General features: G+C 70.1%; 28 protein-coding genes and 1 tRNA gene. 17 read left to right on the top strand and 12 right to left on the bottom strand.

Going from position 1 to position 25571, the window contains the following annotated elements; all coding sequences use genetic code 11:
* Positions 1 to 54 precede the first annotated feature (54 nt).
* From ACFQU4_RS13840 to ACFQU4_RS13825, 4 genes are read left to right on the top strand one after another with little or no spacing between them, the layout of a single operon-like run.
* On the top strand, positions 55 to 648 hold the full coding sequence (locus ACFQU4_RS13840; protein WP_377492713.1) for a dihydrofolate reductase family protein: 594 nt from the start codon (positions 55 to 57) through the stop codon (positions 646 to 648).
* A gap of 31 nt (positions 649 to 679) precedes the next feature.
* Positions 680 to 2176 carry an MmgE/PrpD family protein gene (locus ACFQU4_RS13835; protein ID WP_377492710.1) on the top strand — a complete coding sequence of 499 codons (1497 nt, stop codon included), beginning with the start codon at positions 680 to 682 and terminating at the stop codon, positions 2174 to 2176.
* A complete protein-coding gene (prpB, locus tag ACFQU4_RS13830; protein WP_377492707.1) occupies positions 2176 to 3111 on the top strand; it encodes a methylisocitrate lyase in 936 nt (311 codons plus the stop codon). Before ACFQU4_RS13835 ends, prpB begins: the two co-directional genes overlap by 1 nt.
* Before the next feature lie 3 nt (positions 3112 to 3114).
* A complete protein-coding gene (locus ACFQU4_RS13825) occupies positions 3115 to 4233 on the top strand; it encodes a bifunctional 2-methylcitrate synthase/citrate synthase (RefSeq protein WP_377492704.1) in 1119 nt (372 codons plus the stop codon).
* A gap of 83 nt (positions 4234 to 4316) precedes the next feature.
* Here the strand turns inward: ACFQU4_RS13825 and ACFQU4_RS13820 are convergent, their stop codons facing one another.
* A complete protein-coding gene (locus tag ACFQU4_RS13820) occupies positions 4317 to 5108 on the bottom strand; it encodes a hypothetical protein (RefSeq protein WP_377492701.1) in 792 nt (263 codons plus the stop codon).
* Between the two features lie 254 nt (positions 5109 to 5362).
* Positions 5363 to 5539: a hypothetical protein gene (locus ACFQU4_RS13815; protein ID WP_377492698.1), complete on the bottom strand. Its 177-nt coding sequence runs from the start codon at positions 5537 to 5539 to the stop codon at positions 5363 to 5365.
* A gap of 206 nt (positions 5540 to 5745) precedes the next feature.
* On the opposite strand from ACFQU4_RS13815, the gene ACFQU4_RS13810 reads away from it, so the two are divergent.
* Positions 5746 to 6330, top strand: a complete 585-nt coding sequence (locus ACFQU4_RS13810; protein WP_377492695.1) for a dihydrofolate reductase family protein — start codon at positions 5746 to 5748, stop codon at positions 6328 to 6330.
* A gap of 3 nt (positions 6331 to 6333) precedes the next feature.
* Here the strand turns inward: ACFQU4_RS13810 and ACFQU4_RS13805 are convergent, their stop codons facing one another.
* Complete coding sequence (locus ACFQU4_RS13805) at positions 6334 to 7302, bottom strand: ABC transporter substrate-binding protein (RefSeq protein ID WP_377492692.1); 969 nt, start codon at positions 7300 to 7302, stop codon at positions 6334 to 6336.
* Positions 7303 to 7376: 74 nt separating this feature from the next.
* Here ACFQU4_RS13805 and ACFQU4_RS13800 point away from each other — a divergent pair, with 74 nt between their 5' ends.
* From ACFQU4_RS13800 to ACFQU4_RS13785, 4 genes are all read left to right on the top strand, one after another.
* A complete protein-coding gene (locus ACFQU4_RS13800) occupies positions 7377 to 8096 on the top strand; it encodes a class I SAM-dependent methyltransferase (RefSeq protein WP_377492689.1) in 720 nt (239 codons plus the stop codon).
* A gap of 129 nt (positions 8097 to 8225) precedes the next feature.
* Positions 8226 to 8786, top strand: coding sequence for a GrpB family protein (locus ACFQU4_RS13795; protein WP_377492686.1), 561 nt, complete (start codon positions 8226 to 8228; stop codon positions 8784 to 8786).
* A 152-nt stretch (positions 8787 to 8938) separates the two neighbouring features.
* On the top strand, positions 8939 to 9664 hold the full coding sequence (locus tag ACFQU4_RS13790) for a DUF4440 domain-containing protein (RefSeq protein ID WP_377492683.1): 726 nt from the start codon (positions 8939 to 8941) through the stop codon (positions 9662 to 9664).
* A gap of 23 nt (positions 9665 to 9687) precedes the next feature.
* The gene (locus ACFQU4_RS13785; protein ID WP_377492680.1) at positions 9688 to 10515 is read left to right on the top strand and encodes a class I SAM-dependent methyltransferase; all 828 of its coding nucleotides are present in this window, start codon (positions 9688 to 9690) and stop codon (positions 10513 to 10515) included.
* Positions 10516 to 10519: 4 nt separating this feature from the next.
* Here ACFQU4_RS13785 and ACFQU4_RS13780 read toward each other — a convergent pair whose 3' ends face one another.
* From ACFQU4_RS13780 to ACFQU4_RS13770, 3 genes are read right to left on the bottom strand one after another with little or no spacing between them, the layout of a single operon-like run.
* On the bottom strand, positions 10520 to 11395 hold the full coding sequence (locus tag ACFQU4_RS13780) for an alpha/beta fold hydrolase (protein WP_377492677.1): 876 nt from the start codon (positions 11393 to 11395) through the stop codon (positions 10520 to 10522).
* Between the two features lie 24 nt (positions 11396 to 11419).
* Entirely contained in the window at positions 11420 to 12562 is a 1143-nt protein-coding gene (locus ACFQU4_RS13775; protein WP_377492674.1) for a cation diffusion facilitator family transporter, read from the bottom strand.
* Positions 12559 to 12900: an ArsR/SmtB family transcription factor gene (locus ACFQU4_RS13770; protein ID WP_377492671.1), complete on the bottom strand. Its 342-nt coding sequence runs from the start codon at positions 12898 to 12900 to the stop codon at positions 12559 to 12561. The genes ACFQU4_RS13775 and ACFQU4_RS13770 overlap by 4 nt, the downstream gene beginning before the upstream one ends.
* Before the next feature lie 112 nt (positions 12901 to 13012).
* Between ACFQU4_RS13770 and ACFQU4_RS13765 the strand changes: the two genes are divergently transcribed.
* The 3 genes from ACFQU4_RS13765 (at position 13013) to ACFQU4_RS13755 (ending at position 13637) form a co-directional block, all read left to right on the top strand.
* A tRNA-Gly gene (locus ACFQU4_RS13765) sits at positions 13013 to 13087 on the top strand.
* A gap of 60 nt (positions 13088 to 13147) precedes the next feature.
* The gene (locus tag ACFQU4_RS13760; RefSeq protein WP_377492668.1) at positions 13148 to 13375 is read left to right on the top strand and encodes a hypothetical protein; all 228 of its coding nucleotides are present in this window, start codon (positions 13148 to 13150) and stop codon (positions 13373 to 13375) included.
* Between the two features lie 25 nt (positions 13376 to 13400).
* Entirely contained in the window at positions 13401 to 13637 is a 237-nt protein-coding gene (locus tag ACFQU4_RS13755; RefSeq protein WP_377492665.1) for a GNAT family N-acetyltransferase, read from the top strand.
* Positions 13638 to 13732: 95 nt separating this feature from the next.
* On the opposite strand, the gene ACFQU4_RS13750 is transcribed toward ACFQU4_RS13755, so the two are convergent.
* The gene (locus tag ACFQU4_RS13750) at positions 13733 to 14395 is read right to left on the bottom strand and encodes a class I SAM-dependent methyltransferase (protein ID WP_377492662.1); all 663 of its coding nucleotides are present in this window, start codon (positions 14393 to 14395) and stop codon (positions 13733 to 13735) included.
* Between the two features lie 153 nt (positions 14396 to 14548).
* Between ACFQU4_RS13750 and ACFQU4_RS13745 the strand changes: the two genes are divergently transcribed.
* The gene (locus ACFQU4_RS13745; RefSeq protein ID WP_377492659.1) at positions 14549 to 15118 is read left to right on the top strand and encodes a dihydrofolate reductase family protein; all 570 of its coding nucleotides are present in this window, start codon (positions 14549 to 14551) and stop codon (positions 15116 to 15118) included.
* Here ACFQU4_RS13745 and ACFQU4_RS13740 read toward each other — a convergent pair.
* From ACFQU4_RS13740 to ACFQU4_RS13730, 3 genes are read right to left on the bottom strand one after another with little or no spacing between them, the layout of a single operon-like run.
* Complete coding sequence (locus tag ACFQU4_RS13740) at positions 15090 to 15581, bottom strand: NUDIX domain-containing protein (protein WP_377492656.1); 492 nt, start codon at positions 15579 to 15581, stop codon at positions 15090 to 15092. The two genes, ACFQU4_RS13745 and ACFQU4_RS13740, sit on opposite strands and share 29 nt — an antisense overlap.
* Entirely contained in the window at positions 15578 to 16054 is a 477-nt protein-coding gene (locus tag ACFQU4_RS13735; protein ID WP_377492653.1) for a GNAT family N-acetyltransferase, read from the bottom strand. The genes ACFQU4_RS13740 and ACFQU4_RS13735 overlap by 4 nt, the downstream gene beginning before the upstream one ends.
* Positions 16055 to 16111: 57 nt before the next feature.
* A complete protein-coding gene (locus tag ACFQU4_RS13730) occupies positions 16112 to 17671 on the bottom strand; it encodes a choice-of-anchor A family protein (protein ID WP_377492650.1) in 1560 nt (519 codons plus the stop codon).
* 153 nt (positions 17672 to 17824) lie between these two features.
* On the opposite strand from ACFQU4_RS13730, the gene ACFQU4_RS13725 reads away from it, so the two are divergent.
* Positions 17825 to 18559, top strand: coding sequence for an ABC transporter ATP-binding protein (locus ACFQU4_RS13725; protein ID WP_377492647.1), 735 nt, complete (start codon positions 17825 to 17827; stop codon positions 18557 to 18559).
* Between the two features lie 2 nt (positions 18560 to 18561).
* Positions 18562 to 21117, top strand: a complete 2556-nt coding sequence (locus ACFQU4_RS13720) for an ABC transporter permease (RefSeq protein WP_377492644.1) — start codon at positions 18562 to 18564, stop codon at positions 21115 to 21117.
* Positions 21118 to 21132: 15 nt separating this feature from the next.
* Here ACFQU4_RS13720 and ACFQU4_RS13715 read toward each other — a convergent pair whose 3' ends face one another.
* Positions 21133 to 22596, bottom strand: coding sequence for a ketol-acid reductoisomerase (locus ACFQU4_RS13715; protein ID WP_377492641.1), 1464 nt, complete (start codon positions 22594 to 22596; stop codon positions 21133 to 21135).
* A 75-nt stretch (positions 22597 to 22671) separates the two neighbouring features.
* Between ACFQU4_RS13715 and ilvY the strand changes: the two genes are divergently transcribed.
* Together ilvY and ACFQU4_RS13705 are read left to right on the top strand one after the other, a co-directional pair.
* Positions 22672 to 23529 (top strand): HTH-type transcriptional activator IlvY, encoded by an 858-nt coding sequence (gene ilvY / locus ACFQU4_RS13710; protein WP_377492638.1) that lies wholly within the window; start codon positions 22672 to 22674, stop codon positions 23527 to 23529.
* 89 nt (positions 23530 to 23618) lie between these two features.
* Positions 23619 to 24158 carry a 2'-5' RNA ligase family protein gene (locus ACFQU4_RS13705; protein ID WP_377492635.1) on the top strand — a complete coding sequence of 180 codons (540 nt, stop codon included), beginning with the start codon at positions 23619 to 23621 and terminating at the stop codon, positions 24156 to 24158.
* 18 nt (positions 24159 to 24176) lie between these two features.
* On the opposite strand, the gene ACFQU4_RS13700 is transcribed toward ACFQU4_RS13705, so the two are convergent.
* Positions 24177 to 25538: a sugar transferase gene (locus ACFQU4_RS13700; protein ID WP_377492632.1), complete on the bottom strand. Its 1362-nt coding sequence runs from the start codon at positions 25536 to 25538 to the stop codon at positions 24177 to 24179.
* Positions 25539 to 25571: the final 33 nt, after the last annotated feature.

Below are 25571 nucleotides of genomic sequence, written 5' to 3'. Positions count from 1 at the left end.
CCGATCATCGGGTGAGGCGGCCGCAACGTGCCGCCCGGTCAGGAGTTGAGCGTCATGGGAATCGTCTTCTCGAGCTTCACGATGTCGCTGGACGGCTTCGTCGCCTATCCCGACGACTCGGTCGGCCAGCTGTTCGAGTGGTACACCAACGGCGACGTCGAGGTGCGCCCGGCCGGCTATCCGATCACGTTCAGGATGTCGGCCGCGAGCGCGGAGTACTGGCACCGGAACGAGACCGAGGGCGTGTTCGTCTGCGGCCGCGGGATCTTCGACCATGCGAACGGCTGGGGTGGCAGGCCGCCGAACGACTCGCCGACCTTCGTGATCACGCACCGGCCGCCGCCGGCCGACTGGCCGCCGGTCCCGGACGCTCCGTTCACCTTCGTGGACAGCGTCGAGAGCGCGCTGGACCAGGCCCGCGACGTCGCCGCCGGGCGCGACATCAACGTCGCCGGGCCGAGCATCGCCCAGCAATGCCTGAACCTCGGCGTGCTGGACGAGCTCCGGGTGGACCTGGTGCCGATCCTGATCCGGGACGGGGTGCGCTACTTCGACAAGATCGAGAACGAGCACACGCACCTGGAGTTGCTGCAGCTGGTCGAGGGCACCCGGGTCACCCACCTGCGTTACCGGGTGACCTACTCCTGAAATCCTCGCCCGGCTTCGTAGACTCGGCCGGGTGAGGACACTTCGAGTCGGTGTGGCGGCGTCTGCGGACGCGTTGCCACGGGAACAGCAGTTGGCGTGGCGGTTGGCGGAGACCGCCGTCGATCCGGTCGAGGTGCTGCCGGAAGTCGTGGAGATGATCGGCAACCGGATCATCGACAACGCGGCGGTCGCCGTGGCGTCGCTGCGCCGGGGCCCGGTCGTGCATGCGCGGCATCAGGCCGAGGCGCATCCCTATCGGCCGGGTTCGACGGTGTTCGGGATCGCCGGGGCCTACTCGCCCGAGTGGGCGGCCTGGGCCAACGGCGTCGCGGTACGGGAGCTGGACTTCCACGACACCTTCCTGGCCGCGGACTACGCGCACCCGGGCGACAACATCCCGCCGATCCTCGCCGTGGCCCAGCACACCGGCAAGACCGGTCATGATCTTGTCCGCGGCATCGCCACCGGCTACGAACTCCAGGTGGCGCTGGTCCGGGCGATCTGCCTGCACGCCCACAAGATCGATCACGTGGCGCATCTCGGGCCGTCGGCGGCGGCCGGGATCGGCACCCTGCTGGGACTTCCGGCCGAGGTGATCTACCAGGCGGTCGGCCAGGCCCTGCACACGACGACGGCCACCCGGCAGAGCCGGAAGGGCGAGATCTCCTCCTGGAAGGCCTACGCTCCCGCGTTCGCCGGCAAGATCGCGATCGAGGCGGTGGACCGGGCGATGCGCGGCGAGGGGGCGCCGGCGCCGATCTACGAGGGCGAGGACGGCGTGATCGCCTGGCTGCTGGACGGCCCGGACGCCGACTACCAGGTTGCGCTGCCGGACCCGGGCGAGCCGAAGCGGGGCATCCTGGACACGTTCACGAAGGCGCATTCGGCCGAGTACCAGGCGCAGGCGCTGATCGACCTGGCGATCCGGGTCCGGTCCAAGATCACCGATCCGACCAAGATCAACGAGATCGTGGTGACCACCAGCCACCACACCCACAACGTGATCGGTTCCGGCGCGAACGATCCGCAGAAGTACGACCCGGACGCCAGCCGGGAGACGCTTGATCATTCCCTGATGTACATCCTGGCCGTCGCGCTCGAGGACGGCAGCTGGCACCACGAGCGGTCCTACGCGCCGGAGCGGGCGCACCGCCCCTCGACGATCGACCTGTGGCGACGAATCCGTACCGTCGAGGATCCGGAGTGGACTCGCCGATATCACGCTCCCGACCCCGACGAGCGCGCATTCGGTGGCAGGATCGAGATCGTGCTGGCCGACGGGACCACGATCACCGACGAACTGGCCGTCGCGGACGCCCACCCGCGCGGTGCGAAACCGTACGCCCGGCCGGACTACGTCGCGAAGTTCCGTACCCTCGCCGAGGGCATCGTGCCGGCCGCCGAGCAAGATCGTTTCCTGGAGCTGGCCGGCCGGGTCGAGGAACTGTCCGCCGAGGAGGTACGGCAGCTGACCGTCACGCTGCCTGACGGCGCCTTGGCCGACGTGAAGTCGCAGGGGATCTTCTGATGCCGCCCGGGCTGGCGCGCACCACTCCGACCGAACGGCGGGCGGCGCTGCGGGAGGGGCTGGCCTCGGGCCGGCTGCTCCGCTTCCCGGGCGCCTTCTCGCCGCTGGTGGCCCGCACGATCACCGAGTACGGCTTCGACGGCGTCTACGTCTCCGGCGCCGTGGTCGCGGCTGATCTTGCGCTGCCCGACATCGGGCTGACCACGCTCACCGAGGTCGCCGGCCGCGGCCAGCAGATCGCCCGGGTGACCGACCTGCCGGTGCTGATCGACGCCGACACCGGCTTCGGTGAACCGGCCAACGTCTCCCGGTCGATCACGATCTTCGAGGAGGCGGGCCTGGCCGGCTGCCACCTCGAAGATCAGGTGAACCCGAAGCGCTGCGGGCATCTGGACCACAAGCAGGTGGTGTCGTCGTCGGACATGCTGCAACGGATCCGGGCCGCGGTGCTGGCCCGGCGCGATCCCGGCTTCGTGATCTGTGCCCGGACCGACGCCCGCGCGGTGGAGGGACTGGACGCGGCGATCGAACGGGCCCGCGCCTACGTCGATGCGGGTGCCGACCTGATCTTTCCCGAGGCGCTGCAGGACGAACGTGAGTTCGCCGCGTTCCGGGAGGCCGTGGACGTACCGCTGCTGGCCAACATGACCGAGTTCGGCCGCAGCCCGCTGCTCGACGTCGCCACCCTGACCGACCTCGGCTACAACGCCGTGATCTGGCCGGTGACCACGCTGCGGGCCGCGATGGGCACGGTCGAGGAGACCCTCGGAGCCCTTCGCGACAAGGGAACCCAGCGGGATCTGGTGGACCGGATGCAGACCCGCGCCCGGCTCTACGAGTTGATCGACTACGACGCGTACCGTGCGGTCGACCAGGACCTGGTCGACTTCGAGATCCCCGTCCGGCCCACCGGCCCGGCGACGACAGGAGAATGATCAATGAGCAGCAGTGACACCGAAGTCCGCCGCGGCCTGGCCGGCGTCGTCGCCGACACGACGTCGATCTCCAAGGTCGTACCCGAGACCAATTCGCTCACCTACTACGGCTATCCGGTGCAGGAGTTGTGCGCCAAGTGTTCCTTCGAGCAGGTCGCGTACCTGATCTGGAACGGCGAGCTGCCGACCGAAGATCAACTGCGGACGTTCGTGGAGACGGAGCGGTCGCAGCGCGAGCTGGGCTCGGCCACGCTGGAGATCCTTGATCGAATCCCGACCACCTGCCACCCGATGGACGCGCTGCGGACGGCGGCCAGCGTGCTCGGCGCCGAGGACCCGGCCGAGGACGAGCCCGGCCGGGAGGCCAACCTGGCCAAGGCGCAGGCGTTGTACGCCAAGCTCCCGACGATCATGGCCGCGTTCTACCGGCGCCGGCAGGGCCTGGACCGGATCGCGCCGGATCCGTCGCTCGGGTTCAGCGAGAACATCTTCCAGATGTGCTTCGGCAAGGTTCCGGACCCGGAGATCGTGGCCGCGTTCGACACCTCGATGATCTTGTACGCCGAGCACAGCTTCAACGCCTCGACGTTTGCGGCCCGGGTGGTCACGTCGACGATGTCCGACCTCTACTCCGCCGTGACCGCGGCGATCGGGGCCCTGAAGGGTCCACTGCACGGCGGCGCGAACGAGGCCGTGATGCGGATGATGATCGACGTCGGCGGGCCGGACCGGGCGGTGGCCTGGCTGGACGAGCAGCTGGCGGCGAAGCAGAAGGTGATGGGCTTCGGGCACCGGGTCTACCGCAACGGCGACTCGCGGGTGCCGACCATGAAGGAGTCGTTGATCAAGGTCGCCGGGCTGACCGACGGCCAGCAGTGGCTGGACGTGTACCAGGCGCTGGAGCAGGCGATGCTGGACCGGAAGCAGATCCACCCGAACCTGGACTTCCCGTCCGGCCCGGCCTATTACCTGATGGGCTTCGACATCGACATGTTCACGCCGCTGTTCGTGCTGTCCCGGATCACCGGCTGGACCGCGCACATCCTGGAGCAGCAGGCCGCGAACTCACTGATCCGGCCGCTCAGCGCCTACACCGGACCGGAGCAGCGGCCCGTACCGTAACGCGCCCTGAGCTTGTCGAAGGGCCAAGCCAGCTGTGGTCCGCCCTTCCGCCTTGCTCAGGGATCGTGTCGCCAGCGGACTGATCAGTCGGCGAAGCCGAGCCCCAACTCCGACAACGCGGTGGCGAGTCGATCAAGGGCCACCGGCCCGACCCCGTGCAGGGCGGCCAGGTCGTCGCGACGCCAGCCGGCGACCGCCTCCAGCGTGTGCACCTCAGCTGCGCGCAGCGCACCGGTGGCCGGGGCGCCGATGTTGCGCGGCAGCGGGGTGCCCGGCCTGCGTGGTGTCCGTACCTTCGGGCCGTCGAGGTGGTCCAGCACGGCCTGGCCCCGCGGCGAGACCAGATAGCCGATCGCCAGCGACTCGGTCAGGCCGCGGTCCTTGAGCTTGCGGACGTCGGTCTTGAACTCGGCGGTCGGCCGGCCGACGCGCTCGGCCAACTCGGGCGCCCGGACCTCGGGATGGGCGTCGATCAACCGCAGCGTCGCCCTGGTCCACGGGCCGATCGGCGACGCCGCGTCCAGCCGGTCGAGACCGGCGACGATGGTGGCCAGCTCCTCCGCATCCGGCACCGTCTCGCGCAAGGCCTCCCGCGGGTCGGCGCCGGCATGGCGCACCTCGACCCGGAAGATCGGCCGGTCGGTCCGCGCCGCGAGCCCGTCCCGCAGCGAGTCGAGCGACGGGTGTCCGGCCCGGCGGGCGTCGGCCGCGCGCAGGCTCGCCGCCGTCACCTGCTCCACCGCAACGACCTCGATCAGGCCGACCGCGGTCCGCAGCTTCGTACCCACCTTGACCCTGGCCCGGTCCCAGCGCCGAAACGCCAGGTCGATCTCGCCGCGACGAATGGCCTCGAGTTCGGCCGGTCGGATCATCATGCTCCGAGTATGCCGATCCGGCCGCCGCGAGGCGATCCGGTGATCATGGTCGGTGGGTCAAGAATTCACCACCGGCAGGCCCGCGGAGTTGGGACCTTCGTCCCTGGCAGCGAGACGGCTCGATGTGTGATGCTTCAACGGAATCGCACCGTGGGGGGCGTGCGCCGGGCGTCGGCGGGGGAGCAGGATGTGGGGGATCGTTCTCCGCCCAGCGGCACGCACCACGAGGTTGGCGATCATGGTCGGCCCGCGCGTCAGGCGGGCCGGACCACGGGGTAGGACGCGGGCTGGTGCCGGCCCCGGCGCCGGGCGGCGCGGCTGGCGGCCTTCTGCTCCTTGAGGATCCGGCGGGCCAGCCGGTCCTGGTCCGCGGCCCGCAGCAGCTCGCCGTACCGTTGGTTCGGCAGTTCGGGGCTCGTGTAGTCGTACATGATGATCTCCTCGGTCGGGTGGGACGATGTCCCTTGTTTGGCTTCTCACCCCACCGTCGAACAGGGATCGCCGAATCAGACAACCGGGCCAAGAAATCTTCGAATGCGCCCGATCTTGAGGATGAAGTGTCGGATCGGGGCGTTCGGTTCCGTACGGGGAGTGAAGGGCGGCAACCGGCCGCCGAACCCGGAAGGAGCTCCCGATCATGGGACGAGTGTTCAGCCACATGACGATGTCGCTCGACGGTTTCATCGCGAACCCCGAGGATGGCATCGACGAACTCTTCGAGTGGTACGACGACGGCGAGGTCGAGGTCGAGAGTGCCAATCCCGACATCCGCCTCTCGGTCGACTCCGCGAGCGCCGAGGTGCTGCGCGGACTGATCGACGTGGGGGCGTTGATCTCGGGGCGGCGCCTGTTCGACCTCACCGACGGCTGGGGTGATCAACATCCGGTCGGGGCGCCGGTCGTCGTGGTCAGCCACAGCGTGCCGGAGAACGCCGCCGAGCGGTGGCCGCGGACCACCTTCGTCGGCGATGTCACCACCGCCGTCGAGCTGGCCCGGGAGATCGCCGGGGACGGCAACGTGACGATCGCCAGCGCCAGCATCACCCAGCAGGCGTTGGATCTCGGCCTGGTCGACGAGGTCTGCGTCAGCCTGGTCCCGGTCCTGTTCGGCGAGGGCATCCCGTACTTCGCGAAGCTGGATCGCGGGCACCTGCTGCTGGAGGACCCGATCGTCGTGCAGGGCCGCCGGGCGCTGCATCTGCGCTTCGCAGTGCGCCGGTGATCATTACGCGTCGGCGAGGTCGGTGACCGGTCGTCCGTTCAGCGCGTTGGCCAACTCCGGGACGAGCTTGTCCAGGGCGTAGCCGAGGGCGCTCGGTCCCGAGTACGACAGCGCGGCGGCGAGGTTGGACTCGAAGGTGGTGTAGAGCGTCCGGTCCTCTTTGACCACCGCGAGGGCCGCGAACAGGGAGGACTTGATCATCTGTTCCTTGGTCGCGCCGACGACGAACAACACGTCGCGGTCCAGCAACTGGAGGTTCTCCTCGCTGAGGTCGCCCTTCTCCTGCTGCGCGTCGAAGCCGAGGGCGTCCAGCAGGGCGCGGCGCGGATCTCCCTTGCCGATCAGGTAGTGCCCGCCGTTCTCCGGCCCGAAGTCCTCGACCAGGACCTTGCCGGCGAACTCGGGATGCTCGGTCTTGGCCTGCTCGATGGCGTCGGTGAGCTTGATCTTGGTCGCCTCCGCCTGATCGGCCAGTCCGAGCGCCTGCCCGGTGGTGATCAACTGGACGTCCCAGGGCGTCTCCTCGTCCGGGTGATCGGCCGACTGGACGACGGTCGGGGCGATCTGGGAGAGCTTGCCGTACAGGGCCTCGTCGATCGACTCGTAGATCGCCAAGATCAACTCCGGCTGCGCTGCGGCTACCGCCTCAAGATCGATCTCGTCGGCGGCGACCGTCGGCAGCTTCGTCCCACCGGTCGCCTCGGTCACCCAGGGCAGCGTGTCGTAGTTGTCGAACCAGGCCCGGATGCCGACCGGGACGACGCCCAGCCCCAGCACGAAGTCATGATCATTCCAGCCGACCGTGACCACCCGTTCGGGCTTGCCCTCGATCACGGTCTCGCCGAACTTGTGCTTGATCGTCCTCCGGTCGGCCGCGTCCGGCGGTGCCGCGGACGGCTCGTCGGTGGTCCGGGCACAGCCGGCCGCGAGCAGTACGGCTCCCGCCAGCAGGGCACGTCGGGTCGTCGCCATGCATCCCCCTAAAGTTAGGCTGCCCTAACTGTAAACCCATGGTGGCCGGGGTGGTCGCTCGGCATACTGGCCGGATGTCCGGTCGCTATTACGAGGCAGAGCATGTCGAGGCCTACCGGCAACTGCGTCGGGAGGGGCTCAACCAGTGGAATGATCTTCATCCCGGCGAACGCAGTCAGGGCTACGACGACTTCGAGACGCGCTCCTTCCTGGACCGGGTGCTGCCTGCCGACGGCACGGGTCTGAGCGTGCTCGAGTACGGCTGCGGGACCGGCGCGGCGGCCTGCTTCCTCGCTGCGCGTGGCTTCGCCGTGACGGCGGTCGACCTGGTCCCCGATGCGATCGCCATGGCCCGGCAGTTCGCCGCCGAACGTGGGCTGGACGTGCGGTTCGCCGTCCAGGACATCTGCCGCTGGCCGGAGCCCGATGATCGTTTCGACTACGTGATCGACTGCTTCTGCCTGCAGTCGATCGTGACCGACGCCGATCGGGCCGCCGTGCTGGCCGGGGTGCGCAGTCGCCTCGAACCCGGCGGGCGCTACCTGATCACGACCGCCATGTACGACCCTGCCCGCGCCTACGAGGACGACCACTACGACCCGGCCACCGGCGTGGTCTGGGTCGCCGCCGAGCCGGCGGCCCCGGACGCCGTCGAGCGCGCCGGCGGCTGGTGGGTCCCGCACCGCCGGCACCTGACCCCCGAGGCCCTCCGTCGCGAACTGGACCAGCACGGCTTCACGGTGCTGGAGCAGGCCGGCCGGCTCGGTGGCGAACTCGTCTGCACCCGGCGGTGATCTGCCGGCCGGGTGCGATTGATCACCTGGCCGACAGCGATCCGGCGGTGCGCTTGATGATCTTGAGTCGGCTGCCGTGACCTCGGCGGGTCTGGGCTGTACCTGTCGTTGTGGGGCATTCTTGGGCTCATGTCTGCAGAAACGGTGATCAGTGCAGGATTGGCCGGCCGGATCCGTCACTCCCTCGGGCTGGGTCGGGGCGTCGTCGAGATCGTGCCGTACGACCCTCGGTGGCCGGTGATCTTCCACGAGCTGGTTGCCGAACTGCTGCCGCACCTGCCCGCTGCCGTGGTCGCGGTGGAGCACGTCGGGTCGACTGCGGTGCCGGGCCTGCCTGCGAAGGCGATCCTCGATGTCGTGATCGGGGCCCGTCACGATGCCGATGCGCCGCTGGTGACGGCGGCCCTCGAACGGTTCGGCTTCCTGCCCCGGGCCGAGTCCGGCGAGCCGGAACTGCACCGCAACTTCGGTCTGGAGTTGGACGAGCGGGTCCGGCTCGTCAACGCCCACCTCGTTCGCTACGGCGGGTCGCACTGGTCTGCGTACCTGAGCTTTCGGGATCGGCTCCGCGCCGACGATGCTGCTCGGGACCGCTACGCCAGGCTCAAGGACGACCTGGCCGCACGCTTCGGCGACGACCGCCAGGGCTACGTCGACGGGAAGACCGCGTTCGTCCACTCGCTCAGCTAGTTGAAGTCACCCTAAAATTAGAGCTACTCTAGCCATGTGGTTGTGCAGAGTGCGCGCGAAATCGTGACAGCTCCACTTCCACTTGGTGGCGAACCGGGTCAGTCTGCTGATCAACGGTCCGTCAGAGCCGTTACTACAAAGGGGACATCGAGATGAACACCATCAGCCGCGACGAACTTGCCGTCGCCGTCGAAGCCGGTTCCGTGACGGTGGTCGACGCGCTGCCGGCCGCGCCGTACGCCCAGCGTCACCTGCCCGGTGCGCTCAATCTGACCATCGAGGAACTGGATCGGGCCGAGACCGTGCTGCCCGACCAGGGCGCCGCCATCGTGGTGTACTCCTCCGACTCCGCGTGCGGCCGGGGCCCGGAGCTTGCCGAGGCGCTCGCCGCGGCGGGCTATCGCGACGTGCGCACCTATGCGGAGGGAATCGCGGACTGGGCCGCCGCGGGACTGCCGCTGGAGTCCGGCGCTGCCGCGGCTGACGATGATCAAATCCGGGCCTTGGTCGAACGCTGGGCAGAGCTGGAGCGGACCCAGGACGCGGACGGGTTCGCCGACCTGCTGACCGAAGAGTTCACCGGGATCGGCCCGGTCGGCTTCGTCCTGAACGCCACCCAGTGGGCGGACCGGCACCGGGACGGCCTGCTGATCAATCACGCGTTCGACGTGGCCGACCCCGACATCGCCCGCTACGGCGACGTGGCGGTGGTGCATGCCGTGGAGTCGCAGCGGACGACGGCCCGGGGCCACGAGAACAACGGCTCGTTCCGTGCGGGCCTCACGATGATCAAGGACGGCGGAGCCTGGCGGATCGCCCGGATCCAGCTGTCCGGACCCATGATCGAACCGGGCCAGCGGCCGCCGTTCGCCCGCTGATCGACAGGAGGACGTACGCGAGCATGGACAAGGTGATGAACGGCGACGACGTCGACGATCATGGTCAGGGCGGGATCGACGCGGCGATCCAGGACTACTACGGAGCCTGGTTCGACGAGGGTTCCCGGCTGACCACCCGCTCCACTGCGGGCAAGATCGAACTCCTGCGCACCCGGGAGATCATCGCCGAGCGACTGGTACCCGAGTCACGGGTCGCCGATGTCGGCGGCGGCACCGGGGTCCACTCCGAATGGCTGGCCGCGGCCGGACACCGGGTCCGCCTGCTGGACCCGGTGCCGGTGCAGGTGGAGCGCGCCGCCGAGATCGGGACCTTCCGCGCCGAGGTGGGCGACGCCCGCGAGCTGCCCTGGCCGGATGGCGACGTCGACGCCGCCCTGCTGCTCGGACCCTTGTATCACCTGGCGTCGGCGGAGGACCGGCATCGGGCGCTGGCCGAGGCGGCCCGGGTCACCCGTCCCGGCGGGCTGGTCTTCGCCGCCGCCATCCCGCGGATCGTGGCCTTCGCCTCGGCCTGGCTCGGCGACGAGGCGCCCGATCCACTGCCGCCGTCCATGATCGAACTGCTGGAGCGGGGTACCTTCCGGTTCGACCACATCCGGTCCCCCGGGGCCCATTTCCACACCGCCGAGGAGTTGATCAAGGAACTCGAATCGGCCGGACTGGTCGAGTGCGAGGGCCTGGAGGGTCCCGCCGGCCCCGCGCTCGAGGTCCGGGGTTCCGAGGGCGACGATCTGCTCGAGCCGGCCCTCACGATCGCCCGCCGGTTCGGCCCGGTCCCCGGCGTGCGTGACCTCAGCAATCACCTGCTGGCCTGGGGTCGTGTTGGCTGAGCACCTACGGCCGTCGTTGTGCGTCCAGCCAGGGCAGGACCGCGGCGAGGAACTGAGCCGGCCTCTCGACCTGGACCCAGTGACCGCAGTCGTCGATCATGACCAATTGCGCGACCGGCATGAGGTCGGCGGCCCGCATCGAATTGCGCGGGTCGACGATCGGGTCGTCGGAACCGTGCACGATCAGGGTCGGCACGGTGATCGTGGACACCACCGGGAGCAGATTGTTGATCATGCCGGTACGACCGATCGTGGCCTGGTTGTAGCGTCCGTACGCGATGCCGCCGCCGGGCCGTTGGGCCTCCCGGACGAATTCCTCGACCAGCTCGGGCGGTAGTCGGTCCGGGTGGCGGACGATCGCCCGCAGAGCCTGTTCGGTGAACCGGCCGGCGAGCCGGGCCAGCGGCAGCAGCAGGGGATCCGGGAGGCTTGCGCCGAGCCAGGCGGCGGTGTGGACGAGGCGGCTACCGACCCTCTCAGCCAGGCCGCCGGGCGCGATCAGGACCAGTCCGTCGACCCGTTCCGGTGCGAGCAGGGCGAGGTTGAGGGCGACGTCGCCGCCCATCGAGACGCCGAAGCCGATCACCCGGTCGATCATGAGCTGGTCCAGCACCATGATCAGGAACCGGGCGAGCTCTTGCGGGCCGCCGACCGGCTCGATCCCCGACGAACCGCCGAAGCCGGGCAGGTCGATCGCGATCGGCTGCCAGTGCTCGGCCAGGTCCTGGAACACCGTGGCCCAGGAGATCGCTGCGTTGTCCGTACCGCCGCCGTGGATCAGTAACAGGACCGGCCGGTCTGCTCGGCCGCCGCGGAGCAGGCGTACCCGTCCGCCGTCGACCTCGAGATGTTCCTCGGTCGCACCGTCCGGTATGCCCATCGATGCATCCTGCCACGGTCATGATCAGGAGTTGCCGGCCGCGCCCTCCGGTTCGGCATCGGCGATCGTACGGATGGAGAGGGATTCCAGGTTTCTGACGTGCCGGCGTATCGACTGATCGGCGGCCGCGGCGATCCGGTTGGCCTCGGTCAGGGAGACCGGCGGAACCACGACCTGCACGTCGCCGTGCAGCCGGTGGCCGACCCAGCGCAGCCGGATGTCGGCGACCCGGTTGATCTCCGGGATGTGCCGGAGTGCGTGCTCGGTCCGGTCCACCAGTTCGGGTTCGATTCCGTCGAGGAGGCGCCGGCCGACATTGCGCGCCGTACCGATCAACAGCACCATGATCGCCGCCGAGATGATCAGGCCGATGATCGGGTCGGCCAGCGGAAACCCTGCCAGCACGCCGATTCCGCCCAGCACGACGGCGAGTGAGGTGAACCCATCGGTGCGCGCGTGAACGCCGTCGGCGACCAGGGCGGCCGAGCCGATCCGGCGCCCGGTGCGGATCCGATAGATCGCGACCAGCTCGTTGCCGGCGAAGCCGATCACGCCGGCCGCGATCACCCAGCCCAGGTGGTCCAGCGGCCGCGGGTTCAGCAGTCGGTCGATCGCCTGCCAGGCCGCGACGACCGCGGACAACGCGACCACCAGGACGATGAACAGCCCGGCCAGATCCTCGGCCCGGCCCAGCCCGAAGGTGTACCGCCTGGACGCGGCCCGCCGACCCAGCGCGAACGCCACCCACAACGGCACGGCCGTCAGCGCGTCCGACACGTTGTGCACCGTGTCGGCGAGCAGCGCCACCGAACCGCTGAACGCGACAAAGATGCCCTGCCCGATCGCCGTGGCGAGCAAGATCAGCAGACTCAGCTTGAGGGTACGGATCCCCTCCGTACTGGCTTCGAGCGCGTGGTCCACCGAGTCGGCCGCATCATGGGTGTGCGGTACGAAGATCTCCCGGAGCATGCCGCGGATGCCTTGGCCGTGATGATGGTGGTGGCCATGATCATGATCATGCCCGTGCTCGTGATCATGCCCGTGCTCGTGATCATGCCCGTGTCCGTGGTCATGTCCGTGCTCGTGAGTATGCGTGGACTCGTGCCCGTGGGAATGGGGGTGATCATGATGGTGACCGTGGTCGTGACGGTGATCGGAGGTGGTCATGCGTCGGCTCCGGGCTCGCCGTGGTGGTGGCGCGGCGTACCGCCCAGCGAATGCTCGGCCTGGAAGATCGCATCCGTGACGAGCTGGGCCGCGTGCTCGTTCTCGAGCCGGTAGAAGATCTTCTGCGCCTGCTGCCGGGTCGCGACGACGCGCGCCAGCCGGAGCTTCGCCAGGTGCTGCGACACCGCCGCCGGCGACTTGCCGACCAGCTCGGCCAGATGGTTGACCGAGAGCTCCCCGTGGTTGCGCAGCGCCAGGATGATCCGGACCCGGGTCGCCTCCGCGAGCATCGCGAACACCTCGACGGCAAGCTCAACGTACTGGCTGTCCGGGTCCATCCCGCATATCTTCTTATCTGCATCCACACGCAGATTCTTACATGCGGCGGCACGCGAGGGGAATGTCAGGCTCGGCCGCTGGACCGGTTATGATCGTCACCGCGTCACGCGCGCGGGTGTAGCTCAATGGCTAGAGCCCCAGCCTTCCAAGCTGGTTATGCGAGTTCGATTCTCGTCACCCGCTCCACTCCATCCCACCTCCAAATCCCTTTGCTGTCGTGTCGCCCGCCGAGCCAGACTCGGTCGGATGAGCGGCGAGCTGGTGATCGAGAACGCGGTCGGACGGCCGGAACTGATCGAGTCGCTGGCGGAGCTGCGTTGGTTTGAGATGGGGCCGGAGCTGGGGCTCGAGCGGCGGGCCGACTGGGTCGCGGCGACGGCCCGGGAGTCGGGGGCGCGGTTGCCGGTGACGTTCGTTGCTGTCAATGGGACCGGTGATGTTGTGGGCGGGTGGGCCTGGCCGAACATGATCTGACCGAGGTGCTGCCGAGGGCGACTCCGTGGATCGTCGGCATGGTTGTCCATCCGGGCTTCGGCGCGGTGGGGTCGGCAGGGCGCTGCTGGCTCGGCTCGAGCGGTGGGCGGTTGAGCTCGGCTTCGGACGCGTCTGGGTGGTGACCGAAAGAGGGCCGGCGGTTGGCTTCTACGAGTCCTGCGGCTGGGTCGTGGACCGGGCGGCCACCGTCGAGGCGGGCGCGGCGGGTCGGGGGACCGTGCTGGTCAAGGCGGTTCGGTGAGTGAGTGGCACGGGATTGCAGTTTGCGGTCGCTGGAACGACGAGAAATCGATGCCGCGAAGACGGAAAGTGCAAAATCGTGCCAGTGGCGGCGGGCTACTTCCGGGCCCAGACCAGGCAGCCGCGTTTCGTCAGGGTGAGCGGGGTCGCCACGCGGTCGACGAGGCTGGGCGAGAGGTGATGGTGGCGGGCGTAGGCCGCTACCGCCGCGCGATCGGGAAGGGTCACGTACGGGCCGTCCCAGGTCTCGACGTCGACCGTTCCGAAGATCGAGGCGACGAGGTGCGGGGCTTCCTCGGCATCGAAGGTGGTCGCCGGATAGCCGTCCGGGACGAGTTCGGGGTCCTGGGAGCGTGACTTCGTGACCGCCAGGAACAGGCCGCCCCGCCGCAGCACCCGATGGGCCTCGGTGATCACGAGGCTCGGATCCTCGAAGTGGTAAAGCATGTACTTGCAGACGACGGCGCCCATGCTGCCGTCCCGGAACGGCAGTCGCCGCGCGTCGGCCCGGACGACCGGCCGAGCCGTGGTCAGGGCCAGCATCTCGGTGGACGCGTCGACGCCGATCCAACGGGACAGGGGCGGCAGTCGGCGGGCGAAGGCGCCATTTCCGCAGCCGACGTCGAGCACCGGGGCCAGGGCCTCGTCGATCAGGCGTCCGGCGCCCTCATCCCAATCCTGGTCGGGCACCACCCAGGACGAGTCCCACGACCCGGCGCGCTCCGGATCCGAGTCGAAGTCCGGTTCGATCGCCGTCATGGGACCGATCGTTCCCCTGATCTTGCTGGCGGGCCACCGCTTTTCTCTGCGCCGCCTCCGAACCGAGGGGTGTCCGATCGGGGTGTTGCTGTTCGTCGCAAGGGTGAGCGGCGGCCCGGACCGGGCGGCCCATTAGCGACCGAGGAGATCAGGATGACCGCGACGTACACCTTTGACGTGCTGGCGACGCTGGACGGGTTCGGCTCGTACGACGAGGGCGGGGACTGGGGCGGCTACTGGGGCAAGCAGGGGCCGGAGTTCCTGGCGCGGCGGCTGTCGCAGTACGAGGCGGAGCAGCGGATGGTGCTGGGGGCCAACACGTTCCGGGAGTTCATGAGGTACATCGGGGACGTCGGGCCGGACGATCCGATCAACTACCGGATGCGGAATCTGCCGACGACGGTGGTGTCCAGCACGTTGAACGGGCCGTTCGACTGGGATGCGACGGTCGTGCGTGGCGACGCGGTCGAGCTCGTGGCGCGGCTCAAGGAGGAGTCGGAGGTCCCGTTGCGGTCGCACGGGAGTCTGGCGCTGAACCGGGCGCTGATGGCGGCCGGGCTCGTCGATCGGGTGCAGGTGACGATCTTCCCGGTGATCAGTGGCCGGACCGGCACCGCGCCGGTGTTCGGCGGTGCCGACGATTTCGATCTTGAACTGATCGAGAGCCATACGCTGGACGGCCACACCCAGGAGCTCACGTACCGGCCGATCCGGCACGGCTGAGGCCGTTCTCCAAGTAGGCGGTGGATCCCTGCTCCCGGGCCGCGAGGCCGGCGGTCACGCGGGCGTACTGTCCGGCGTCGAGGAGATGGCCCGCCTCGGCCGGGGTGACGAACCTGAAGGTGATCACCTCGGCGGGCTGGGGGACGATGCGGTCGATGTCCGCGGGCAGGATCGTGCCGCCGTCGAAGAGGAATGCGATCACCTCGGTGAAGTCGCCGGCCCGGGCGATCCAGTCGACGGCGAGCAGCCGTCCCGGCTCCAGGTCGAGGCCGAGCTCCTCCCGCACCTCGCGCCGGGCCCCGGCCAACGGCGACTCGTCTTCCTCGATCACCCCGCCGGGCAGATCCCAGTCCTCCTTGTAGGACGGCTTCAGGACGAGCAGCCGTCCCGCCCGGTCCATGATCAGACAATCGGCTGCGGATCGCTTGCGGGGAAGGGATTCCGTGAAGTGGGGCTCGGTCACGGCAGGACCTCCTTGCTCAGTCGTACGTCTTCCTCCAGGTAGCCCAGCGAGCGGTAGAAGGCCCGGGCTCCCTGATTCGCGGCGCCGGTGTCGAGGGTCAGCCGGCGCAGGCCGCGTGCGCCGGCCCATCCCTCCGCGGCCGTGACGAGGGCTCGACCGACGCCCTGACGTTCGGCATCGGGAGCCACCACCAGTTCACCGAGGTAGCCGTCGAGCTCGCCCGAGAAGTGGGTTCGCTCGGCCACGCCGGCGAAGCCGAGGATCCGCCCGGAACGCTCGGCGACGAAGACGGCGGCCGCGGCGCTCGGCTCGGCGTCGGGATAGCCGTTGATCCAGCCGGACACGGCCGCCACCACCGCCTCGGGATCACGCCAGGGCGCAACCCCCACCGCCAGCCGCGGCGCCAGCGCCAGCACAGCGGGCTGATCATCGGCGGTATAGCGGCGTACCTTGAGCTGATCATCGGCGGTCATGGTGACCACCCTGACACGCCTTGCTGCGAAGGGGAATCGTCTTCCTCGACGGTACGGTCAGCGACGGCGACGGCGTAGGCCGATGATCACCAGGGCGGCGCCGATCACCAGTATTGCGGCGACGCCGATGATCAAGGCCGGGGGAATGGAGGCGCCGGTGGACGGCAGCCCGCCGTCATCGGGCGGGGTGGAGCCCTCACCGCCGGGAGCCGACGCCGGAGGCGTGTCCGACGGCGGTACAGCCGGGTTGGGGGACTCCGAGGGGATCGGCGTCGGCGAGGTGCTGGTCGACGCGCTCGGGCTCGGGGAACTGCTCGGGCTGGTCGTCGGCGGCACGGTCGGCGTCGGCGAACCGCTCGGTGTGGGCGATCCGCTCGGGGTCGGCGAAGGAGACGGGCTCGGCGACGGGGACGGGCTCGGCGACGGCGAAGGGCTTGGCGACGGCGGCGGCGACGGGGAGGGGGAGGGGCTCGGCGACGGCGAAGGACTCGGGCTCGGCGAAGGGGAAGGGCTCGGGGAGGGCGAGGGTGTCGAGGAGCAGAACGGGAACCGCCCGTTGAACGGGTAGTTGTGCAGCTCGGCACCGGAACCGCGATGGGTCAGCGATCCGGCGAGCGCGATCCGGCCGTTCGTGCCGGGCGTCTCGATCGTGGTCTCGCCGTCCGGATTCCCGCCGAGGATCGCTCCCTGGAACTGCGACGGGCCGGTCACGGTGAAGGACGAGGCTTCGGGGACGTTCCAGATCAGCCGGGACCGGAGCCGGTTGATCGGATCGGAGCCTCCGCCGCTGTAGGTGTTGATCTTGCGTTCGGCGCCGAGCACGTTGACGATCACCGTGGCGTCGGCAGGAATCTCCTGGAACTCCAGTCCCACCGAACCGCCGTCCGCGCTGGCCAGATCCTCGTCCACGTTGAAGACCTGGATCGAGCTCATCCCGTCGCCGATGAAGATCACCTGCGAGCCGGTGTTGGTCACCGTACCCAGGGCGGTCTGTTCAGCTAGGCACTGGGACAGGTGCGGGATCGAGGTGGCCACATCGGCATACCGGTCGGCGATCCCGGTGTCCTGCCGCGCCGTGCCCGGGGACAGGATGTCCAGCCGGTCGGTCGCGGCCGACTCGCCGTACGCGAACTGGCCGTAGACCCGCTCGCCGTCGGCCACGGTGCCGATGCCGACGGTGTTCTGGTCAGTGATCGAGGCCGTGCCGGCGACGCTGACGAAGTCGCTCCCGTCCGGCGGCACCACGCCGCTGCCGACCCCGACCGCGCCCATGTCGTAGCGCGCATTGGCGGGGTCCTTGTCGACGTCAAGATCACCGAGCACGACCACGCGGCCCTCGACCTCGGCCGCGTTGGTGCGGACCCGGTAGTCACCGCCGACGAAAACGTTGACGGCCGCATCGCGGCCGGTGACCACGCCGGGAGCGGGGTCGGGGTATTCGTCCGGACAATCCGAACCGACGCAGGGCGGCAGCACCTCGTCGCCGTCGGCCGCCAGCGCTGTGGAATCGATCAAGAACCAGCCGGTCAGCGCGACCACCAGGCCGGCCAGCGCACAGCAGCCCAACCAGGACAGGTTCCGACGCCTCCCGGCCACCGCTGTCGCATCGCTTCGCACCCGCTCCACCCTCGCACACAACACTGGGGGACGCACCCCTGGCCCCGGGCCTCGGCCACCCTGCGGACAGTCGCGGCGGTGGGGTTAGCTGCAGTACGAGGTCGGGGGAACACCGGCCTGCGCTGCCCTGGCTCCGTTCCTAGGGTCGTGATCATGGACCCTGCGGAGGACGTACGGCTGCAAGCGGTGACCAAGGTGTACGGCAGCGGACCGGGCGCGGTCCGGGCCCTGCGCGGAGTTGATCTTGACCTGCGCGCGGCGTCGTTCACCGCCGTGATGGGGCCATCCGGCTCCGGCAAGAGCACCCTGCTGCACTGCGCGGCCGGCCTGGACCGGCCGACCGCAGGATCGGTCTGGCTCGGTCCGATCGACCTGGCCGGGCTGACCGAGACCGAGCTGACCGAGCTGCGCCGGTCCAAGATCGGCTTCATCTTCCAGGCCTACAACCTGATCAACGCGCTCACCGTCGAGGAGAACATCACCCTGCCGCTCCGGCTGTCCGGGGCGACGGCGGACCGGGCCTGGCTGGCCGCGATCGTCCAGCAGGTAGGGCTGGCGGAGCGGGTACGGCATCGACCGAGCGAACTGTCCGGCGGTCAGCAGCAGCGGGTGGCCATCGCCCGGGCGCTGATCACCAGGCCCGCGGTGATCTTCGCCGACGAGCCGACCGGCGCCCTGGACACCAGAACCGCGGCCCTGGTGCTGGACCTGCTGGCGCGCCTGGTCCGGACCCTCGGCCAGCGGGTGCTGATGGTGACCCACGACCCGGTGGCGGCCGCCCGGGCCGACCGGGTGGTCTTCCTCGCCGACGGCCGACGGGCCGGCGACCTGATCCGGCCGACCCCGGACGAGGTGGCCGAACGGATGACCAAGCTCGGTGAGTGGTGATCATGATCAGACTGGCATTGCGGACGATCCGTGGTCGGGCCGGCGGCTTCGTCGGAGCCTTCGTCGCCCTCTTCGCCGCCTCGGCCCTGCTCACCGGCTGCGGCATCCTGCTCCAGTCCGGACTGACCTCCGGGGCCCCGCCGCAGCGGTACGCCGGCGCGCCCCTGGTGGTCGGCGCGGACCAGACCCTCGCGGACCCGAACGTGCCGAGTCAGGCGTTCGGCAGCCGGGTCCGCGTCCCGGCCGGACTGGTCGCGACCGTCGGCGCCGTACCGGGCGTTCAGTCGGCGATCGGCGACGTCGCCTTCCCGGTGCTGCCCGCCCGGGACGGCAAGATCATCGATCTTGGTCGGCAGTCCGTCGTCGGGCACGGCTGGACGTCCACGCAGCTCGGACCGTACCCCTTGATCGAGGGCCGTGCTCCGGCCACCGCCGAAGAGCTTGTCCTTGATCAGGGCGCCGCCGAGCTGCTGGGGCTCGGCGTCGGTGATCGGCTGACCGTCGGCCTCGGGGGAATGGGCCGCGACTACCGGCTGGTCGGCCTGGTGGCCCCGAGTTCGCCCCAGCCACGCGAGCTGGGGGCCTACGTCACCGACGACGAGGCCCGCCGGTTGAGCGGTCATCCCGACCAGGTGGACGCGATCGGAGTGATCCCGGCGGCCGGCGCCGACCTGGCGGCCCTCGAGACCGCACTGGCGGCTGCGGTGTCGGCGGACGGCGCCAGGGTGTACGCCGGCGACGAGCGGGGCATGATCGAATTCCTCGACCTGGCACTGGCGCGCGGCAACCTGGTCGGGATCGCCGGGTCGTTCGGCGGCGTCGCCCTGATGGTCGCGCTGTTCATCGTCGCCGGGACGCTGGGACTGCAGGTGCAGCAGCGCAGGCGCGAGCTCGCCCTGCTCCGGGCGATCGCCGCGACGCCGCGGCAGGTGCGCCGGCTGATCGCCCTGGAGAGCGTGATCATCGCCGTTCTGGCGGCGCTGCTCGGTCTACTCCCCGGGGTGTTGCTCAGTTCGGTGCTCCGGAACGCGTTCGCGGCGATCGGGGTGATCCCGGCAGATTTCATGATCACGGTCGGGCCCGTGCCGATGCTGGTGGCGGTCGTTCTCTGTCTCGGTGCGGCGCTGGTCGCCGCCCTCGCGTCGGCCCAGCGGGCGGCCCGGATCCGGCCGATCGAGGCGCTGGGCGAGGCGGCCGTGCAGAGCCCGCGGCTCGGCGTTCCGCGCGCCCTGATCGGTACCCTGCTGCTGGCCGGCGGGCTCGGGTTGTCCCTGCTGCCGTTGATCATCGGCGGCGACGCGGCGACCGGTGCGGCGGCGATGTCGGTGATCGTGCTGGTGATCGCGGTGGGTCTGCTCGGACCGCGGCTGGTCTCCGTCGCCATCCGGCTGTCCGGTCGGCTGATCCGGCGCGGCGCGCCGGTCGGCGGCTACCTCGCCGCGGCCAACACGGCGGCGAACTCGCGCCGGCTGACGTCCGCGATCACCCCGCTGGTGCTGGCGATCGCGATCGCCTCCGTCCAGCTCTTCACCGGCACCACCCGGATGGCCGTCGCCGCCGATCAGGCTCGGGCGGGGCTCGTCGCCGACGTCGTGGTGAGCGGGCAGGCCGGGCTGTCGCCGCAGCTCGCCGAGCGGATCGCCGCTGAGCCCGGGGCCGCGGCCGTCACACCGGTGATCAGGTCCCAGGTGATCGGGGAGTACCTGCTGCCCGGGGCACGGGACGCGACCCGGCGAGTCTTCGGGGCTCAGGGCGTGGCGTCGACCGGGCTGGCCGGGACCGTTGATCTTGATCTGCGCTCGGGCAGCACCGACCAGCTGGTGGGCGACACGGTCGCACTCAGCCAGACCGCGGCCGAGGTGTTCGGGGTCAAGGTCGGCGACCGGATCCGGCTGCACCTCGCGGACGGCTCCCCGATCAGTCCTTCCGTGGTGGCGATCTACGGCAACGGACTCGGCTTCGGCGACGTCACGCTGCCCCGGGACCGGCTGCTTGCGCACAGCCCGTACGGACTCGACGACCTGATCTTGATCACCGCGGCGCCGGGCGCCCTGCCGGACCTGCGGGCCACGCTGGATCGGCTCGCCGCGGCCCACCTGGGCGTCGCCGTGCTCGACCGGGCCGACTTCACGGTCGCCCGGCACAGCGAGTTCGAGCAGCAGAATCTGGGCACGATGATCCTGCTGTCCGCGGTGTTCGGCTACATCGCCATCGGCGTCGCCAACACCCTCGTGATGTCTACCGCGTCGCGGCGGCGCGAGTTCGCGCTGCTCCGGCTGGTCGGCGCCCAGCCGCGCCAGGTGATCGGGATGGTCCGGGTCGAGGCGGCGGTCGTGATCATGATCGCGGTCGTGCTGGGGACCGCCGTCGCCGTGCCGCCGCTGGTCGGGGTCAGTCTCGGCCTGACCGAGCGGGCCGACCCGATCCCCGCCGTCGACCCGCTGACCTATCTTGCGATCATCGCGGCGACGGCGGCGATCGCCGTACTCTCCATGATCATTCCGGCGCTCCGGGTGCTGCGGGACCGGCCGGTCGAGGCGATCGGCGGCCGGGAGTGATCAGGAGACGGTTGTTCAGGAGACGGAGATGTCCACCGAGGGCCGGAGCTTCGCGGCAACCGCCAGGGCTTCGTGCACCGGGTTGTCCAGGAATCCCTTGATCAGCGCGGGTTCGGCGGGCTGGTCGAGGGCGGGCAGGGCCAGCTGCTCGTACGCGGCCTGGAACCGGGGACCCCAGCGCCGGGTGCCCAGCCGGGCGGTCCGGGAGCAGTTGTCCACCATGAAGGCGACATCGCGCGCGTGCATGTACGGCAGCAGGGAGTCGACCGCCTCGATGATCGACTCGTTGACGATCTCGGACCACGCGTGCCCGCGCTCGGCGAACTCGTCCACCTGGGCGATCATGGTCGCCACGAACAGGCCGGCGGTGACCGGATCGACCGGCACCGGCTCGCGGTCCCGCAGCGCATGTGCCTCGCTGCTGTGCGACCACATCGGGCTGGCGCCGATCTTGGACATCGGCCGGGTCGCCAGCCGCCCGTCGGCCAAGATCACGCTGCGCAGCTCGGTGCCGTCGGCGACCTCGTCGTAGATCTCCGCGACGATCTCCCGGGCCGGCCCGTACCCGGCGGCATAGGCCCGGTCGAACAGTTCCCGATCCGCCTCGGACAGCCCGGCGCGGACGGCGGGCAGGCCGGACTCGGAGATGGTCCGGGCGATCGGGCCGGTGACCGACTCGGTCGAGCGGCGGTAGGCGGTCACCGGATCGGCACCGTCGAGCAGGAACTGACGGTAGAGCGCCTCGACCAGGCCGTGCACGGCGCCGAGCAGGATCCCGCGCTCGCCGACGATGTCGGACCGGTACTCGTCGGCGAGCGTCGTCGCGAAGGTGTACGGCGAGCCGAGCCCGACCGACCAGGCGAGGGCGCGGTCGGTGGCATGACCGTCCGGGTCCGCGTGCACGGCGATGCTCGCGTTGATCCCGGCGCCGTTGATCGTCGCGCCCTGCTCGTACAGCCGACGGACCGAGTCGCCCATCCCCTTCGGGCAGACCGCGATCACCGGGTGCCCGGGCGGGAAGTCGCTGCCGATCGCACGCAGGTGGCCGAGCAGGAAGCCGTGGGACAGTCCGATCGTCGCGCCCGGCTTGAGCACGTCGAAGATCGTCCGGTGTTCTTCGGCCAGCGCGGCGTCGGCGATGAGCAAGATCACCAGGTCGGAGTCGGCGGCGACCGCCAGCCAGTCGCCGAGGGAGCCGTCCTGCTCGGTGAAGCCGTGGCTGCGGGCATCATCGGCGGAGGCCGAGCCGGGTCGCAGTCCCACGGTCACCGTGATCCCGGTCCCGGCGAGCGAGTCGCGCAGGTTCTTGGCCTGGGCGCGTCCCTGCGGACCCCAGCCGATCACGCCGATCCGCCGGACGCCGTGCAGCGCCTCGGGAAGCAGCGGGAACAGATCCCGGCCGCCGCGCAGGATGGTCTCGCTGCCGCCCGGAACGATCATGGTCTCGGTGTGGAAGATCGATGAGGTGAAGGTGCTCATGAACCTCAGTTAAGGTCGGAGCCGAGCATTGCGACAAGCGCAAGAATCGCATCGGACCGTTGCGGAGAGTGAAAGATGGAGCATCGTGAGCTGGAGCTGTTCCTGCATCTGGCCGGCACCCTGAGCTTCGGGCGGACCAGCCTCGAGGGCCACGTCAGCGCGGCGACGCTGACCCGGACGATCCAGCGGCTGGAACGCCGGACCGGCGTGAAGCTGTTCGATCGCGGGCCGCGCGGCGTCGCGCTGACCGCCGACGGGCAACGCTTCCAGGCGTACGCGGAGCAGACGCTCACCCTCTGGGCCGACTTCCGGGCCGGCGGCGGCGAACCGGCCGACCTGGCCGGCGAGCTCCGGCTGTTCGCCACGGTGACGGCCTGCCAGGCGTTGCTGCCCGACCTGCTGGCGCCGGTCCGGGCCGCCCATCCGCAGCTCCGGCTGGACCTGCGGACCGGTGACGCGGCGACCGCGCTGGCTCGGCTCGACGAGGGCGAGGTCGATGCGGCGGTGGCCGGCATCCCGGCCCGGCTGCCGCAGACCATGATCACCAGGACCGTCGCGGTGACCGACCTGGTGCTGGTGACGGCCCGCGACTCGGGCCGGCCGCTCGATCCGGACGACCCACCGCCGTTCGTCGTACCGGCGCGAGGGCTGGTCCGGGAGGCCGCCTTCCGCTGGTTCCGCCGGGCCGGGATCAGGCCGGTGATCGCCGCCGAACCGGACGGGCACGAGGGCCTGCTGGCCCTGGTCGCGCTCGGTTACGGGACCGGCATCGTGCCGCGCCTGGTGCTGGAGCGATCCACCTCGGCCGACCGGCTGGCCGAGGTCGCGGCCGAGCCGGCCCTGGAGTCGCACACCATCGGGCTCTGCGTCCGCCGGGCCGACCTGCGCCGGCCCCTGATCGCCGCCCTCTGGAGCCTGACCCGGACCGCCTGACCGGGCCCGATTCCGCCGGGTCAACGGCGCGGACGAGAAGAACGTCGCGAGGTGGTCTGCCCGGGCCGCGGATGTGGTTCAGTGTGCGGGTGGCGAGTTCGTTCGAGACGGCGTTGTTGCTGACCTGTCCGCGTGCGTTGCCGGTGATCTCCGGGGCGGTGGCGGGAACCGCCGAGGGACTGCTCGCGCACGTGACCGTGCTCTATCCCTTCAAGCCGTCGGACGAACTCGACGACGATGATCATCGGAAGCTGGGCCGGATCTGTGGCGCGGCGGCACCGTTCGTGCTGCGGGGCAGCCGGACCGGCTGGTTCGGCGAGCGGGTCCTCTATGTCGCGCCGGACGATCCCGCGCCGATCCTCGCGTTGATCAGGCGGGTGACCGCCGCGTACCCGGAGCTGCTGCCGTACGGCGGCGAGTTCGTCGAGGTCGTACCGCATCTGACTGTCGCCATGGAGCGGCCGATCGAGGAGCTGCGCGCCGCCGAGCAGCAGGTCCGGGCCCGGTTGCCGTTCGAGCAGCCTGTTGATCATGTGGAACTCTGGTCCGGGCCCGCCATCGACAGCACCGAGGGTGCGCAGGGCTGGCAGCCGATCCGTTCCTACGCCTTCGGCTCCGCCGCGGACTGAATCCGCGACGGAGCATGATCAGAAGGCGCCGCGCTTCGCCAGCACGGCGAAGAACGTCTTCCACAAGATCAACAGATCGAGCGTCAACGTCCAGTTCTCGACGTAGCGCAGGTCGAGGCGCACTGTCTCCTCCCAGCTGAGCAGGGAGCGGCCGCTGACCTGCCACAGCCCGGTCAGTCCCGGCGTGACGAGCAGGCGGCGGTGGGCGTGGTGTTCGTACGCGTCGACCTCGGACTGCAGCGGCGGCCGCGGCCCGACCAGCGACATCGAGCCGGTCAGCACGTTGAACAGCTGCGGCAACTCGTCCAGCGAGTAGCGGCGCAGGAACCGGCCGACCCGGGTGATCCGTGGATCGTCGTGCAGCTTGAACATCAGGCCGACCTCGGGGTGGCTGGCGCGCAGCGCGGCCAGCCGCTCCTCGGCGTCGACGTGCATCGACCGGAACTTCCACATGGTGAAGGTGCTGCCGTCCAGGCCGACCCGGGTCTGCCGGAAGAAGATCGGCCCGCGGTCGGAGAGCTTGATCGCCAGCGCCAGCACGATCATCAGCGGACTGATGATTAGCAGCCCCACGCCGGTCATGATCAGATCGGCGCCGCGCTTGATCAGCCGTCGCCAGCCGGTGAAGTGCGGCTGTTCGATCTTGAGCAGCGGCAGCCCGACGTGCGGCCGGATGTGCATCCGCGGTCCGGCCACCTCGACCAGCCCGGGGTGCACCAGCAGCTCGATCCGGGCGCCCTCGAGCGACCAGGCGAGCCGGCGCAGGTAGTCCCGGCTGGTCTGTTCCCCGGTGGTCACGGCGACGGCCTCGCAGTCGAGATCACGCGCCAGCCGGGCCGCCTGATCAAGATCACCGAAGACCGGCAGTCCGAGGTCACGGGCCAGCGGCACCTCCTCGGCCGGTACGCAGACTCCGACCATGCGGAGGCCGGCGTGCGCCTCCCGCTGCAGCACCTCGGACAGCGAGTGAACGGAGCCGGTGTGGCCGATCAGCAGTGCGGCCTTCACGTTGCGCCCGGCTCGTTGCCGGTGGTGCAGCACCTTGCGGGCGGCGAACCTGGCGATCACGGTGATCACGATGCCGGCCGGCACGGCGACCAGCACCATGCCGAGCACCCCGTGCGCCTCGCGCAGCTCGGCGACCACGGCGGCCAGCACGATGACGGCGATGCCGGCTCGGGCCGTCGCCTGCATCTCGTCGCTGCCGACGCCGATGTTGTGCCGCAGGTAACCGCGGTTCATCGCGATCGACATCGGCCAGACCAACGCGGCCGCCAGCACCAGCGGCAGCAGCTCAGGCAGATGGTCATAGCGTGCGCCCGTGACGGCATGCCCGATCAGCAGGCTGGCCACGCCGATCACGGCGTCGACCAAGATCAACGTGGCGAGATACCGCCTGCTCCAGTCCAGGAA

The sequence above is a fragment of the Microlunatus sp. GCM10028923 genome, assembly GCF_042666975.1.
GTDB lineage: Bacteria > Actinomycetota > Actinomycetes > Propionibacteriales > Propionibacteriaceae > Microlunatus.
Note: the sequence above shows the minus strand (reverse complement) of the source record. Positions and strands in the feature narration are given on the sequence as shown.